Raw genomic sequence first — 14,930 nt, 5'->3', positions numbered from 1 at the left:
CGGTCCTGCGTTCTACGATGGAGTCATGAGCACCAGCACGCCCAGCGTCTTCAGCAAGATCATCGCGCGCGAGATCCCGGCGACCGTCGTCGCCGAGGACGACCGCGTGATCGCGATCGAGGACATCGCCCCGAAGGCACCCGTCCACGTGCTGGTCATCCCCAAGACCGAGCAGTACGCGAACGTCGCCGAACTCGCGGCCGGTGACCCCGACCTCCTCGCCCACCTGGTCGCCACCGCGCAGCGCATCGCCGACGAGCGCGCCGGCGGCCAGTTCCGTCTCGTCTTCAACACCGGCGAAGCCGCCGGTCAGACCGTGTTCCACGTGCACGCGCACGTACTCGCAGGTGAACTGCAGGAAGGCACCCTTGCCGGCTAACGAACCAGCACAGCCCACCACCGACGACGACCAGGTCGTCTCCGTCGCCCTCCAGGTCGACGGCATCGCCATGGTCCAGCTCCTCGGTCCCCAGGACCGCCTGCTGAAGACCGTCGAACGGCAGTACCCGGGCGTCAAGGTCGTCGTCCGCGGCAACGAGGTCACGCTCACCGGGCCCGAGCGCGAGGTCGCGCGGGCGAAGGCGCTCGTCGACGAACTCGTCGGCATGGTCAAGCGCGGGCAGGACATCGGCCCGTCGGACATCCCGATGTCGGCACGGATCCTCGACGACGACCGCAAGCCGTCCGACACCTTCGGCACGCCGATCGTGTCGAGCCGCGGCAAGTCCGTGCGGCCGAAGACCGACGGGCAGCGCGCCTACGTCGACGCCATCGACGAGCACACCATCACGTTCGGCATCGGCCCCGCCGGCACCGGCAAGACGTACCTGGCGATGGCGAAGGCCGTCCAGGCCCTGCAGCGGCGCGAGGTCACCCGGATCATCCTGACCCGTCCCGCGGTCGAGGCCGGCGAGCGGCTCGGGTTCCTGCCAGGCACGCTCACCGACAAGATCGACCCGTACCTGCGGCCGCTGTACGACGCCCTGAACGAGATGATGGACCCCGAGCTGGTCCCGAAGCTGCTGGCTGCGGGCACGGTCGAGGTCGCGCCGCTCGCGTACATGCGCGGCCGGACGCTCAACGACTCGTTCGTCGTCCTCGACGAGGCGCAGAACACGACGCCCGAGCAGATGAAGATGTTCCTGACGCGTCTCGGGTTCGGCTCGAAGATGGTCGTGACGGGTGACATCACCCAGGTCGACCTGCCGGGCAACGTGTCCGGACTCCGGCTCGTGACGCGGATCCTCGAGACGGTCGAGGACATCCACTTCGCCCGCCTCGGCAGCGAGGACGTCGTGCGGCACACGCTCGTCGGTCGCATCGTCGACGCCTACACCGTCTACGACGAGGAACGCCTTGCCGAGCAGGCCGGTCACCGTCCCGGTGGCCGTGGCAGCGCGCCGGTCGGCAACCCCGACGGCGCCAACCGTGCCGAGCGCCGTGGTCGGCCGCCGCAGGACCGCCAGCGACCCCCGTACCCCCAGAACGACGCCCGAGGAGGCAACCGGTGAGCATCGAGCTCAACAACGAGTCCGGGGTCGAGGTGGACGAGGCCGCCATCCAGCGCCTCGCCGCGTTCGCCCTCGACGCGATGCACGTGCACGCGGACGCCGAACTCGCGATCGTCCTGGTCGACGAGGGCGCGATGGAGCAGCTGCACGTGCGGTGGATGGACGAGCCCGGCCCCACCGACGTCCTGAGCTTCCCGATGGACGAGCTCCGACCGGGCACCGAAGAGGACCCCACGCCCGCCGGCCTGCTCGGCGACATCGTGCTCTGCCCGCAGGTCGCCGAGGAACAAGCGAAGACCGCCGGGCACTCCAGCACCGACGAGATGCTGCTGCTCACCTGCCACGGCATCCTGCACCTGCTCGGGTTCGACCACGCCGAGCCGGACGAGAAGGCCGAGATGTTCGGGCTGCAGGGCGAGATCCTGACGGCCTTCGCGGCCCAGCGCCGGGGTCGGTAGCCGATGCTCGTCGTCGTCGGTCTGCTCGCGGTCGCGCTCGGGCTCGTCGTGCTCGGCGGGCTCCTCGCCGCGAGCGACGCCGCGCTCTCCGTGGTGTCCCGTGCCGACCTCGACGAGATCGCCCGCGGCAACGAGCGTCGTCGTGCGCTCGAGGCGATCGCGGACGACGTCGGCGCGCACGTCAACGCCCTGAACTTCTTCCGCGTGCTCGCCGAGACCGCTGCGGCCGTGCTCGTCACGATCGCCCTGGTGCGGGCGTTCGACAGCTGGTGGGTGGCGCTCATCGTCTCCGCCGCGATCATGACGGCCGTGTCGTTCGTGCTCGTCGGGTCGAGTCCGCGCAGCGTCGGACGGGCGCACGCCGAACGGCTGCTGGCGTCCACCGGCGGCCTGGTCCGCGCCGTCCGGATCGTGCTCGGTCCGCTCGCCGGTCTGCTCGTCCGGATCGGTGACCGCGTGACCCCGGGCCGCGGCCGCAGCGCCTCGACGGTGTCGAGCGAAGAACAACTGCTGTCCCTCGTCGACGAGGCCACCGAGAGCAACGTGCTCGAGGACGAGGACCGCGAACTCATCCACTCGGTCTTCGAGTTCAGCGACACCCTCGTGCGCGAGGTGATGGTGCCGCGCACCGACATGCTCACGGTCGACGGCTCGGACACGCTCGCCGCGGGCATGGAGCAGTTCCTCGCCGCCGGGGTGTCCCGCATGCCCGTCACCGGCAAGGACAGCGACGACGTCCTCGGCGTCCTGTACCTGCGGGACGTGTCGCGGGCGCTGTACGAGCGACCGGGGTCCGGCAGTGAGCGGGTCACCCGGCTGCTGCGTCCGGCCGAGTTCGTGCCGGAGTCGAAGGCCGCCGACGACACCCTGCGGCACATGCAGGTCGCGAAGAACCACCTGGTCCTGGTCGTCGACGAGTACGGTGGCGTCGCCGGTCTCGTCACGATGGAGGACCTCATCGAAGAGCTCGTCGGGGACATCTCCGACGAGTACGACCACGCCGTGGTCGACCGGGTCGAGGTCGAGCCCGGCCTCTGGCGCATCTCGGCCCGACTGCCCGTCGACGAGCTCGGCGACCTGTTCGGCATCGAGCTCGACGACGACGACGTCGACACCGCCGGCGGTCTGCTCACCAAGGAGCTCGGCCACCTGGCGGTCTCCGGCGACACGGTCACGGTGTCCGGCGTCGTCCTGACGGCCGACCGGGTCGAGGGCAAGCGCCGCCACCTCATCACCGTGCTCGCCGAACGCACTCACGCCCTCGCGGGTGTCGAGGACGCCTTCGACGACGCCACCACCACGACGGGAACCACGCACGCATGACCGACTCCGACTCCACCCCCACCGCCTCGGGCAAGCCCTACCGCGCGGGCTTCGTCTCGTTCGTCGGGCGTCCGAACGTGGGCAAGTCCACGTTGACGAACGCGCTGGTGGGCCAGAAGGTCGCGATCACCTCGTCGAAGCCGCAGACCACCCGTCGCGCGATCCGCGGCATCGTGCACCGGCCCGACGGCCAGGTCATCATCGTCGACACCCCGGGCGTGCACCGTCCTCGCACCCTGCTCGGCGAGCGGCTCAACGACCTGGTGCAGTCCACGCTCGGTGACGTCGACGTCATCGGGTTCTGCGTCCCCGCCAACGAGCCGATCGGCCCGGGTGACCGCTTCATCAACGACACCCTCGACCAGTACCCGCGGGCCAAGAAGGTCGCGATCGTCACCAAGATCGACCGCACCTCGAAGGACAAGGTCGGCGAGCAGCTGCTGGCCGTCTCCCGGCTCCGCGACTGGGACTCGATCATCCCGACGTCCGGCACGAAGGGCCTGCAGCTCGAGGACCTCCTCGGCGAGATCACCTCGTTGCTGCCGGAATCGCCTCAGCTGTACGACTCGTCGGCCGTGACCGAGGAGACCGACGAGGAGCGCATCAGCGAACTCATCCGCGAAGCCGCGCTCGAGGGCGTCCGCGACGAACTGCCGCACTCGCTCGCCGTCGTGATCGAGGACATCGTCGAGCCGGACGAGGACGACGACGCCGACGGGCCGCTGCGCATCTTCGCGAACCTGTTCGTCGAGCGCGACAGCCAGAAGGCGATCGTCATCGGCCACAAGGGGGAGCGCCTGAAGGACGTCGGCTCCCGCGCCCGCGTCGAGATCGAGTCGCTGCTCGGCGGTCGGCACGTGTACCTCAACATCCGTGTGAAGGTCGCCAAGGAGTGGCAGCGTGACCCCAAGCAGCTCGGACGCCTCGGCTTCTGAGCGTCCGGCGCCAGGAGTCATCCACACGAGGGACGCGCCCGTGAGCCGAGCGCCGTACCGTGGACGGGTGTTCCGTCCCATGCTGCGCGCGCAGGTCATCACCGACGTCGTCATCGCCGTGGTGCTCGGCTCGCTCGTGCTGATCACCTCGGCGCGGGGCATGGACTCCCCGCTCGCGATCGTCACGGTCGTCGGCATGACCGCTGCCCTGGCGCTCCGACGGCTGTCGCCCGGACTCGCACTGGCCGTCGCCTGGGTGTTCGCGGTCTTCGAGATGGTCACGGGCCAGATGCCCGACCTGTCGAACGCCTTCATCGCCGCGGTGCTCTACACGACGAGTGCCTACGGCAGCCGGCGGGTGCGGCTGGCAGGACTCGTCTCGGCGATCGTCGGGTCCGTCACCGCGGCCCTGTACATCGGCGTCGACGACTACCGCAACCGGTTGACGATCGACACCGCGTCGACCCCGTTCCAGGAGTCGGTGCAGGTCACGGTCTCGTACTTCGCGGTCGTCCTGCTCCTGTTGCTGCTGCCGTGGTTGGCGGGCCTCGTGGTCCGCACCCGCCGGTCGGCGAGCATGAGCCGCGAGGCCCAGCTGCTCGCAGAGCGCGACGCCGCCCGTGCCGACCGAGCGGTCGCGGTCGAACAGGAGCGCGTGCGCATCGCCCGGGACATGCACGACATCGTCGCGCACTCGCTCGCGGTCGTCATCGCCCAGGCGGACGGAGCCCGCTACGCGCTGAAGGCGGACCCCGCCGTCGCCGACCAGGCCCTCGGCACCATCTCGACCACCGCCCGCCGGGCCCTCGGCGACGTCCGCGAGCTCCTCGGCGCGCTCCGGCACGAGCAGGGGACCGTCCCGACGCCGGAGATCGACGACATCGACCGGCTCGTCGGCGAGATGCGCCAGGTCGGCCTCGACGTCCGGGTCGAGCGCGAGGGCGACCCGACCGGCCTCCCCACCACGACGCAGCTCGCGGTGTACCGGATCGTGCAGGAGAGCCTGACGAACGCCTACAAGCACGGTGAGCCCGGCACGCCGGTGCACGCATCGCTGACCTACCGCCCGGACACCGTCGAGATCGCGGTGGTGAACCGCCGCGCCGACGACGGCACCCGGGGCCCCGGCACCGGGCACGGCCTGGTCGGCATGCGCGAGCGTGCCACCATGACCGGCGGCACGATGACCGCCGGGGTCCGTGGCCCCGACTTCGAGGTCGCCGTCCGCATGCCCGCCGTCCCCGCGAGCGGGCAGATGCCCCGCGGGCGCATCACCCCGACCGCGAGCCCGACCGCGAGCCCGACCGCGAGCCCGACCGCGAGCCGGGCCGCGAGCCCGACCGCCGAGTCGGCCCCCGCCCCGACCAGCAGTCCGACCGAGCAGGAGCGCACCGCCCGATGACCACCACCCCGCCGGCCGACGGCCGCATCCGCGTCGCCCTCGTCGACGACCAGGCACTCTTCCGCACCGGCATCCGGATGCTCATCGGCTCCCAACCCGACCTGCACTTCGTGGGCGAGGCGGGCGACGGTGCCGAGGGAGTCGAACTCGTCCGGCGCACCCGTCCGGACGTCGTGCTCATGGACGTCCGGATGCCCGTGATGGACGGCATCACGGCGACCGCGCACATCGTCGAACAGGCCGGCACCGACGGCGCGAAGGTGCTCGTCCTGACCACGTTCGACTTCGACGAGGCCGCGGCGAAGGCCATCCGGGCCGGGGCGAGCGGCTTCGTGCTGAAGGACGCCGACCCCGAGTTCCTGCTCGCCGCCGTGCGGACCGTGCACGCCGGCACCGCGGTCTTCGCGGCCTCGGCGACGCGGGAACTCCTGCGGCGCTACGACGACTCGGTCGAGCAGGCCGCGACCGTGCCGGCGACGTTCGACGACCTCACCCCGCGCGAGCGCGAGATCTTCGACCTGGCGGCCCGCGGCTTCAGCAACAGCGAGATCGCGCAGCACGAGTACGTCAGCGAGGCGACCGTGAAGACCCACATCTCGCGGGTCCTGACGAAGCTCGGACTCCGCGACCGCGTGCGCCTCGTCGTGTTCGCGCACGAGCACGGGCTGGTGAGCAAGGCCGACTGACGGACGTCATCCGATCGGATGACCCGTCCACAGGAAGTCGAGCCGAGCGGCTCATCCACAGGAGCCGCCCGACGGACGCGGGGCGGGCCTCCCGGACGCCATCGTTGGTGCATGACCACCAGCCACGCTCCGATCATCCGACTCGACCACGTGTCCAAGCACTACGGCGACGCCGCGCGCCGGGTGACGGCGCTCGACGACGTCAGCGTCGACATCGGCGCGGGGGAGTTCACCGCCGTGATGGGGCCGTCCGGGTCCGGCAAGTCGACGCTCATGCACGTCGCCGCGGGCCTCGACGCGGTGTCCGCGGGCCGCATCGAGATCGACGGGGTCGACATCACGGGGCTCGGTGACAAGGACCTGACCGAGCTGCGTCGCCGCCGGCTCGGGTTCGTGTTCCAGTCGTTCAACCTGGTGCCGACGCTCGACGTCAGCGAGAACATCCGGCTGCCGTTCCTGCTCGGCGGGCACAAGCCGTCGAAGGACGAGAGCGCGTGGATCGACCGCCTGGTCGACCAGCTCGGACTCGGCAACCGGCTGTCGCACCGGCCGCACCAGCTGTCGGGTGGGCAGCAGCAGCGCGTCGCCATCGCCCGGGCGCTCGCCTCGCGGCCGGCAGTCGTCGTCGCCGACGAGCCGACCGGTGCCCTCGACTCGCGCACCGGCCGTGACGTGCTCGCGATCCTGCGCGGGGCCGTGCAGGAGTGGGGTCAGAGTGTCGTCATGGTGACGCACGACCCCGTCGCCGCCGCCAACGCCGACCGGATCCTGTTCCTCGCCGACGGCCGGGTCGTCGCCGACCGCCCGGCGATGGACGCCGGCGCGATCTCCACCACGATGCTGGGGATGGAGGCGGCAGCGTGAATGGCGTCCGCTCCTTCGCCCCCACCGTGCTGGTCGCGGCGCTCGGCACCACGTTCGGCTCGGCACTCGTCATCGCCCCGGGCATCGTGACCGAGGCGCTCGGCGCCGCCGGGCTCGCCGACCTCGGGCCGGTCAGGGCGATCCTGTCCGTCGTCGGGTGGCTGTTCCTCGGCATCGCGCTGTACGTCGGCGCGATCGTCACCGCCAACACCTGCGCGACCCTCATCGCCGGGCAGACCCGCATCATCGCGTTGCAGCGGCTCGTCGGTGCCACCGGCGCGACGCTCCGGGCCCGGATCACCCGGACCGGACTGGTCGTCGGGGTGCTCGGCGGACTGATCGGCGCCGTCGTGGGTACCGGGCTGTCCGCGGTGTTCGTGGTCGTCCTGCGCGGCAACGGGTTCCTGCCCGACACCGACTACACGCTCCTGCCGTGGGAGCTCGTGCTGCCCGTCGTGGCCGTGGTCCTGGCGACCTGGGGGGCCTTCGCCGCGGGCTCCCGCCGGGTGCTGACCGTCACTCCGCTCGAGGCGCTGTCCTCGAGCGTCGAACCGAGCCACGACGACGTCCGCTCCGGCACGGCCCGCAAGGTCTGGGCCATCGTGCTCATGGTCGGCGGCGCGGCGCTCATGCTCATCGGGCTCGCGGTCAGCACGAGCTCGCCGATCGCGGTGCTGCCGGCTGCCCTCGGCGGGTTCGTGTCGTTCGCCGGCGTCGCCGTCGGAGCGACCATCGTGATGCCGCCGGTGCTGCAGCTCATCGGTCGGATCGGCTCGCACGACCCCGTCGTCCTGCTCGCCGGCCGCAACGCCATGCGTGCGCCGGGTCGGTCCTCGCGGGCGACGATCGGGCTCGTCATCGGCGTCACCCTGCTCGTCACCTTCGCCGTCGCACTGGGGATCATGCAGCACGTGCTCGAGGCCCAGCTCGAGCAGATGGGACAGGGCCAGATGACGACCGAGATGGTGCAGGCGCAGCGCGACTTCTTCGTGCAGCTGAACGCCGTCGTCAGCGTCATCGTCGGGTTCTCCGCCGTGATCGCCGCCGTCGGGGTCGTCAACGCGCTGGCACTCGGGGTCCTGCAGCGCCGACGCGAGCTCGGGCTGCTGCGGGTGCTCGGACTCACCGGGGCACAGGTCCGCCGGATGATCGTGACCGAGGCCGTGCAGATGGTCGTCGCGGCCGTCGTCTCGGGGCTCGTGCTCGGCACCTTCTACGGATGGGTCGGCGGGCAGACGCTGCTCGGGTCGCTCGGGCACCCGGTCACGCCGGTGTTGCCGCCGCTCACCATCGGGATCGTCGTCGTCGGGGCGCTCGTGCTCGCGGTCGTCGCGACGATCGCGCCGGTGCGGCGCGCGATGCGCGTGCCCCCGACCGAGGCGCTCGCGGTCGACTGACGCGGCGCTCTGGTCGCACCACGCGGCGGACGGGAGGCACGGTGCCAGCTGGCACCGTGCCTCCCGTCCGCCGCGTGGTCGCGTGGACGTGTGCCGCACCGCAGTGCCACGCCGCTCACGTCCGTTGAATGGTCACGAACTGTCGCCTGGACGCGGCTCAGGTGACAGAACGTGACCGCTCGGCGGCCGACCCGCGGCATGTCGTGACCGCTCGCCCCCGTCCGGTGTCCGGCTCGGACCGTGCCTGGCCGCCCCCGCGTCACGCGCTTGTCACACAGCAGCCCGCCGGTGCTACCGTGGACTCGATGTACTCGGCACTCCTCCTCCTTCGCTGCCGCGACGAGGCCTGACACACCGGCCCACCTCGTCGCGGAGTCCGTCGTGGCCGCACTCTCCAGAGCACACGAACACGCGACGAAAGCGACGAACGATGCAGAACACGCAGCAGCCCTCCGGGATGCCGATCCACAAGTACGTCCCCTTCCACGAACAGATCTCGGTCGAACTGCCCGACCGCACCTGGCCGACGAAGCGCATCGAGCGGGCGCCGCGCTGGTGCGCGGTCGACCTGCGTGACGGCAACCAGGCCCTCATCGACCCCATGGACGCCGAGCGCAAGCGCGCCATGTTCGACCTGCTCGTCGGCATGGGCTACAAGGAGATCGAGGTCGGGTTCCCGAGCGCCTCCCAGACCGACTTCGACTTCGTCCGCAGCCTGATCGACGAGGGCGCGATCCCCGACGACGTCACCATCCAGGTGCTGACCCAGGCGCGCGAGCACCTCATCCAGCGCACGTACGAGGCGATCGACGGCGCGAAGCAGGCCATCGTCCACCTGTACAACTCGACGTCGATCGTGCAGCGCGAGGTCGTCTTCCGCACCGACGTGCAGGGTGTCGTCGACATCGCGGTGGCCGGCGCGAAGCTCTGCAAGGCGGCCGAGGCGACGCTGCAGCACGACACGACGGTCTACTACGAGTACTCGCCGGAGTCCTACACGGGCACCGAGCTCGAGGTCGCGCTGCAGATCTGCAACGCCGTGCTCGAGGTCTTCGAGCCCACCCCCGACCGCAAGGTCATCATCAACCTGCCGGCCACCGTCGAGATGGCGACGCCGAACGTCTACGCCGACTCGATCGAGTGGATGTCGCGCAACCTCGCGCACCGCCAGGACGTCATCCTCTCGCTGCACCCGCACAACGACCGCGGCACCGCCGTCGCCGCCGCCGAGCTGGGCTACATGGCCGGCGCGGACCGCATCGAAGGCTGCCTGTTCGGCAACGGTGAGCGCACCGGCAACGTCGACCTCGTCGCGCTGGGCATGAACCTGTTCACGCAGGGCATCGACCCGGAGATCTCGTTCGCGGACATCGACCAGGTGAAGCGCACCGTCGAGTACTGCAACCAGCTGCCGGTGCCGGAGCGTCAGCCGTGGGCGGGCGACCTCGTCTACACGGCGTTCAGCGGCTCGCACCAGGACGCCATCAACAAGGGCTTCGAGGCGATGAAGGCCAAGGCTGCCGCCGCGGGCAAGGACATCGACGAGATCGAGTGGGCGGTGCCGTACCTGCCCGTCGACCCGAAGGACATCGGCCGGTCGTACGAGGCCGTCATCCGCGTGAACTCGCAGTCCGGCAAGGGCGGCGTCGCGTACCTGCTCAAGACCGACCACGCCCTCGACCTGCCCCGCAAGCTGCAGATCGAGTTCTCCGGCGTCGTGCAGCGGCACACCGACACCGAGGGTGGCGAGTTCTCGTCGCAGCGCATCTGGGACGTGTTCCAGGACGAGTACCTGCCCGCCTCGACCGACGACGACAAGTGGGGCCGGTACGAGCTCACCAAGACGGCGACCTCGAGCGACTTCGACGGCACGACCTCGCTGTCGGTCGCACTCCGCGTCGACGAGGGCTCCGTCACCGCCGACGCCGTGGGCACCGGTCCGATCGACGCGTTCCTCAAGGTCCTCGCCGAGCAGGGCGTCCAGGTCACGCTGTACGACTACTCGGAGCACACGATGAGCGCCTCCGGTGACGCCAAGGCGGCGTCGTACGTCGAGCTCGACGTCGACGGCGTGCGCCTGTGGGGCGTCGGCATCGACGCCGACATCTCGACGGCCTCGCTCAAGGCGATCGTGTCCGCGGTGAACCGCGCGGTGCGCGCCGGTGCTGCTGCCGGCGCCGACTCGCCGGAGCTCGTCTCCGCCTGAGACGCGGCCAGACCGGGAGGCGCGGTGCAGGTCCGTCCTGCACCTGGGCCCACGCCGGCCGGTTCCGGGCCGACGCGCCAGCGGCGGACCGGCCGTGCCCGGTGGGGAGCCTCCCGTCTGTGCCCGGTCTTTCCCCCGTCACGCGCGATGGCAAGTCGAATCGGGCGTACCTGATCGTTTCTTTCGACCAGGTACGCCCGATTCCGCTCGGTACCCCTGCGCGCGGCGCGCGCTGCGCGCTGCGCGCCGCACGCGGTGTCGGCGGGGCGGGGGATACTGGGGGCATGCCGCTGTACCGGGACGAGTGCGTCGTGTTGCGCACCCACAAGCTCGGGGAAGCCGACCGCATCGTCACCATGCTCAGTCGGCAGCACGGCAAGATCCGTGCGGTGGCCAAGGGCGTGCGGCGGACGGCGTCGAAGTTCGGCAGCCGGCTCGAGCCGTTCATGGTCGTCGACGCCCAGTTCTACGAGGGCCGCTCGCTCGACATCGTCACGCAGGCCGAGTCGCTCGGGGCCTACGGGGCGCAGATCGTCGCCGACTACGGCGCGTACACGGCGGCCAGCGCGATGGTCGAGACCGCCGACCGCCTGAGCGAGGCCGACGCCGGGCTGCAGCAGTACCTGTTGCTCGTCGGCGCGCTGCGGTCGCTGTCGCGCGGTGAGCACCACTCCAGCGCCACGCTCGACTCCTACCTGCTCCGCGCGATGAGCATCGCGGGGTGGGCGCCGTCGTTCAGCGACTGCGCGGTCACGGGGGAGCCCGGGCCGCACTCCGCGTTCGTGGTGCAGCTCGGCGGGGTCGTCGCCGACCGGGCTGCGCCTCCCGGCACGCCGCGGCTCGACCCGGCGACCCTCGGCGTGCTCGGCTCGCTGCTCGCCGGCGACTGGGCGAGCGTCGACGCCACCGACGAACGGACGCGGTCGCGGGCCTCCGGCGTGGTCGCGGCCTACGCCCAGTGGCACCTGGAACGATCGCTCCGGTCCCTGCCGCACGTCGACCGCTCGGAGCACCCGCTGCCCGTGCCGCTGACCCATGATGGACCCGAGGCGACAGCACGCGCGGTGGCCTCGACCCCCGCACCCGCCGTCCCCGAGCCCGATCCCGCCGTGGAAGGAACCCGCACCGTGGAAGGAACCCCCACCGCATGAGCCCCCGCCGCCCCGACGACGCCGAGCCGTTCCGCCCGATCGACTGGACCGGTGAGACGCCTCCGGCGATCCCGGCCCGGTTCGTGCCGGACCACGTCGCGATCGTGATGGACGGCAACGGTCGGTGGGCCAACGGCCGCGGGCTCACCCGGATCGAGGGACACAAGGCGGGCGAGGCCTCGTTGCTCGACGTCGTCGCCGGCGGGATCCAGATCGGCGTCAAACACATTTCGGCGTACGCGTTCTCCACCGAGAACTGGAAGCGTTCGCCGGAAGAGGTCCGGTTCCTGATGGGCTTCAACCGTGACGTGATCCGTCGTCGGCGCGACCAACTGAACGAGTGGGGCGTCAAGGTGCGGTGGGCCGGACGGCGTCCGCGGCTGTGGCGGAGCGTCATCGACGAACTCGACCGTGCCGAGCAGATGACCGCGGGCAACGACGTGCTGACCCTGACGATGTGCGTCAACTACGGCGGCCGGAACGAGATCGTCGACGCCGTGCGGGGGATGGCCGAAGAGGTCGCCGCCGGACGCCTCAAGCCGAGCCAGGTCACCGAGAAGGCCCTGGCGAAGCGGCTCTACGTGCCCGAGATGCCCGACGTCGACCTGTTCCTGCGCAGTTCGGGGGAGCAGCGCACGAGCAACTTCCTGCTGTGGCAGTCGGCGTACGCCGAGATGGTGTTCCTGGACCGCCTGTGGCCGGACTTCCGGCGCACCGACCTGTGGGGCGCGATCGAGGAGTACGCACGCCGCGACCGTCGCTACGGCGGTGCGGTCGACGCCCCGACCGCCTGACGCACCCGTCAGCCGGGCAGCGGCCCGTCGAGCAGGTGTGCCGCTGACCGCACCGCGTCCAGGGCCGCACGGACGCTCGGGACGCGCTCGGCCCCTCGGGCGATGACGACCTCGACCCGGCGGGCCAGGTCGTCGTCCACGGGGTCGACCCGGACCTCGGCGGGGATGACCGTCGTCGCGAGCGCCAGCCGGGGGAGCAGGGCCACGCCGAGTCCGGCGGCGACGAGCCCCACCACCGCAGCCGCGTTGTCGGTCTCGAGCACGATGTCCGGGGTGAACCCGGCGGTCGCACACGAGGCGAGCAGGTGGCCGCGGCACCGCGGGCAGCCGCCGATCCAGCGGGCGTCGCGGTGCGACGCAAGGTCCACGGCAGAGCCCACGGCACCGGCGTCCACGGCGCCAGTGCCCTCGGCACCGGAGTCCCCGGCGCGGACGCCGCCCGAGCCTCCGACCGGCGTCACCAGCGCGAGCGGGTCACGCCCGAGCGCCCGGGTGACGAGCCCGGGGTCCGGGGCGGACCCGACCTCGTCGCCGACGTAGGTGAAGGTCAGGGCGACGTCGACCTCCCCGCTCCGCAGCAGGTCGAGCGCCTCGGGCGGTTCGACCTCGACGTACGAGGTCGTCACGCCCGGAGCCGTCGACGCCAGCCGGGCGAGCACCGCGGGCACGAGGGCCGAGGACGCGCTCGGGAACCCGGCGAGGCGCACGCGGCCGCGGGTCAGCCCCCCGACGGCGTCGAGGTCCTCGCGCGCGGCGGCCAGTGCGGCCTGCACGTGCAGGGCGTGGTCCGCGAGCACCCGACCGGCGTCCGTCAGGGTGGCACCGCGCCCGCCGCGACCGTCCTGCCCGGACCGCAGCACCAGGGTGTGCCCGAGCCGCCGCTCGGCCCGGGCGAGCAACTGGCTGACCGCGGGTTGGCTCGACCCGAGCGCTGCGGCGGCGCGGGTGATCGATCCGCCGTCGGCCACGGCGCGGAGGACCCGGAGCAGCTGGGGATCGATGTCGTCCATCACGCGATGTTATCGGCTGCACAACGAACCCGGCCTGGTGTGATGGGGCACGAGCCGGGACGCTGTCCGCATGGACTCCTTCCCCGCCGGCCGTGGCTACCTCGCGGCGTGCACCGCCGGTCTGCCGACCCGGGCCACGCTCGCCGCCCAGCGGGCCGACCTCGATGCGTGGTCCCGCGCCGAGACCTCGCCGGCCCACTACGGAGCGTTGGTCGAGGAGGGCCGCGCGCTGTTCGCCGCCCTCGTCGGGGTGCCGGTGTCCCATGTCGCGACCGGCTCGCAGACCTCGGTGATGGCTGCGGTAGTCGCCGACGCGTTGCCGGACGGTGCTGAGGTGGTCGTCCCCGACGGCGACTTCAGCTCGGTCGTCTTCCCGTTCCTCGCCCAGGCGCACCGAGGCGTCCGCGTCCGGCACGTGCCGCTCGACCGGCTCGCCGCGTCCGTCGGGCCCGACACCGCCCTCGTCGCGTGGTCCGCGGTGCAGTCCGCCACCGGCGCCGTCACGGATCCCCACCCGGTCGTCGCCGCTGCCCGGCGGGTCGGTGCCCTCACCCTCTGCGACCTCACGCAAGCGGCCGGCGTCCTGCCCGTCGACGCGGCACTGTTCGACGTGACGCTCACGCACGCCTACAAGTGGCTCTGCGCGCCGCGCGGCGTCGCCTTCATGACACTCTCCGACACCGCCCTCGGTCGGCTCCGCCCGGTCCAGGCCGGCTGGTACGCCGGCGCGGACGTCTGGTCGTCCTGCTACGGCCCCGACATGCGCCTGGCTGACGACGCCCGTCGCTTCGACGTCTCGCCGGCCTGGCAGGCGTGGCCCGGTGCCGTGGCCGCGCTCGAACACGCGGTCGCGCTCGACCAGCAGGCGGTCTGGAGGCACGCCACCGGTCTCGCAGATCGGCTGTGCGACGCCCTCGGGTCGCCTCGGCAGGGCGACGGGCAGGCGATCGTGACGTTCGCGGACGCCGACGGGTCGGCCCTCCGGGCCCTCACCGCCGCCGGGCTCACCGCGTCGGGGCGTGCCGGGCGACTCCGGATCGCGTTCCACCTGTGGAACGACGAGTCCGACGTGGCCGACGTGGCGGCCGCACTGTGCGGGGTGGGGGCGACCACGGCGAGGACGTGAGCGCTGCGGGCGGACGCGGGGCGGGCCTCCCGGCCGACGAACGCCGGTAGTCTTGCCCGGACCGTTT

Annotated in this window: 14 protein-coding genes; 13 read left to right on the top strand and 1 reads right to left on the bottom strand. The window is 71.8% G+C overall.

Translation table 11 applies throughout. The features are described from left to right. Window positions 1–25: 25 nt before the first annotated feature. The 12 genes from EDF48_RS06670 to EDF48_RS06615 all read left to right on the top strand — a co-directional run bounded on the left by EDF48_RS06670 (window position 26) and on the right by EDF48_RS06615 (window position 12,727). Complete coding sequence (locus EDF48_RS06670) at window positions 26–379, top strand: histidine triad nucleotide-binding protein (RefSeq protein ID WP_123292550.1); 354 nt, start codon at window positions 26–28, stop codon at window positions 377–379. 70 nt (window positions 380–449) lie between these two features. Continuing rightward, window positions 450–1,511, top strand: a complete 1,062-nt coding sequence (locus EDF48_RS06665; RefSeq protein WP_228505182.1) for a PhoH family protein — start codon at window positions 450–452, stop codon at window positions 1,509–1,511. Further along, window positions 1,508–1,969 (top strand): rRNA maturation RNase YbeY, encoded by a 462-nt coding sequence (gene ybeY / locus EDF48_RS06660; RefSeq protein WP_111085740.1) that lies wholly within the window; start codon window positions 1,508–1,510, stop codon window positions 1,967–1,969. The genes EDF48_RS06665 and ybeY overlap by 4 nt, the downstream gene beginning before the upstream one ends. A gap of 3 nt (window positions 1,970–1,972) precedes the next feature. Beyond that, window positions 1,973–3,292 (top strand): hemolysin family protein, encoded by a 1,320-nt coding sequence (locus EDF48_RS06655; RefSeq protein WP_131878933.1) that lies wholly within the window; start codon window positions 1,973–1,975, stop codon window positions 3,290–3,292. Then, window positions 3,289–4,227, top strand: a complete 939-nt coding sequence (gene era, locus EDF48_RS06650; protein WP_123292554.1) for a GTPase Era — start codon at window positions 3,289–3,291, stop codon at window positions 4,225–4,227. Before EDF48_RS06655 ends, era begins: the two co-directional genes overlap by 4 nt. A gap of 67 nt (window positions 4,228–4,294) precedes the next feature. After that, window positions 4,295–5,629 (top strand): histidine kinase, encoded by a 1,335-nt coding sequence (locus tag EDF48_RS06645; protein ID WP_243698053.1) that lies wholly within the window; start codon window positions 4,295–4,297, stop codon window positions 5,627–5,629. Then, entirely contained in the window at window positions 5,626–6,315 is a 690-nt protein-coding gene (locus EDF48_RS06640; RefSeq protein WP_111085737.1) for a response regulator transcription factor, read from the top strand. The genes EDF48_RS06645 and EDF48_RS06640 overlap by 4 nt, the downstream gene beginning before the upstream one ends. A 111-nt stretch (window positions 6,316–6,426) precedes the next feature. Next, complete coding sequence (locus tag EDF48_RS06635; protein ID WP_111085736.1) at window positions 6,427–7,179, top strand: ABC transporter ATP-binding protein; 753 nt, start codon at window positions 6,427–6,429, stop codon at window positions 7,177–7,179. Further along, on the top strand, window positions 7,176–8,576 hold the full coding sequence (locus EDF48_RS06630; protein WP_131878931.1) for an ABC transporter permease: 1,401 nt from the start codon (window positions 7,176–7,178) through the stop codon (window positions 8,574–8,576). The genes EDF48_RS06635 and EDF48_RS06630 overlap by 4 nt, the downstream gene beginning before the upstream one ends. A gap of 430 nt (window positions 8,577–9,006) precedes the next feature. After that, window positions 9,007–10,782 carry a 2-isopropylmalate synthase gene (gene leuA / locus EDF48_RS06625; protein ID WP_123292557.1) on the top strand — a complete coding sequence of 592 codons (1,776 nt, stop codon included), beginning with the start codon at window positions 9,007–9,009 and terminating at the stop codon, window positions 10,780–10,782. 284 nt (window positions 10,783–11,066) lie between these two features. Next, window positions 11,067–11,933, top strand: a complete 867-nt coding sequence (recO, locus tag EDF48_RS06620) for a DNA repair protein RecO (RefSeq protein WP_123938271.1) — start codon at window positions 11,067–11,069, stop codon at window positions 11,931–11,933. Continuing rightward, window positions 11,930–12,727, top strand: coding sequence for an isoprenyl transferase (locus tag EDF48_RS06615; protein ID WP_123292559.1), 798 nt, complete (start codon window positions 11,930–11,932; stop codon window positions 12,725–12,727). The genes recO and EDF48_RS06615 overlap by 4 nt, the downstream gene beginning before the upstream one ends. An 8-nt stretch (window positions 12,728–12,735) precedes the next feature. Here the strand turns inward: EDF48_RS06615 and EDF48_RS06610 are convergent, their stop codons facing one another. Next, complete coding sequence (locus EDF48_RS06610; RefSeq protein ID WP_131878929.1) at window positions 12,736–13,737, bottom strand: LysR substrate-binding domain-containing protein; 1,002 nt, start codon at window positions 13,735–13,737, stop codon at window positions 12,736–12,738. Window positions 13,738–13,807: 70 nt separating this feature from the next. Here EDF48_RS06610 and EDF48_RS06605 point away from each other — a divergent pair, with 70 nt between their 5' ends. Next, window positions 13,808–14,863: an aminotransferase class V-fold PLP-dependent enzyme gene (locus EDF48_RS06605; RefSeq protein WP_131878927.1), complete on the top strand. Its 1,056-nt coding sequence runs from the start codon at window positions 13,808–13,810 to the stop codon at window positions 14,861–14,863. The last annotated feature ends 67 nt before the right edge of the window (window positions 14,864–14,930 follow it).

The organism is Curtobacterium sp. PhB191, assembly GCF_004346515.1.
Taxonomy (GTDB): Bacteria; Actinomycetota; Actinomycetes; order Actinomycetales; family Microbacteriaceae; genus Curtobacterium.
The sequence above is the reverse complement of the archived record's forward strand: the minus strand, read 5'-3'. Positions and strand labels throughout refer to the sequence as shown.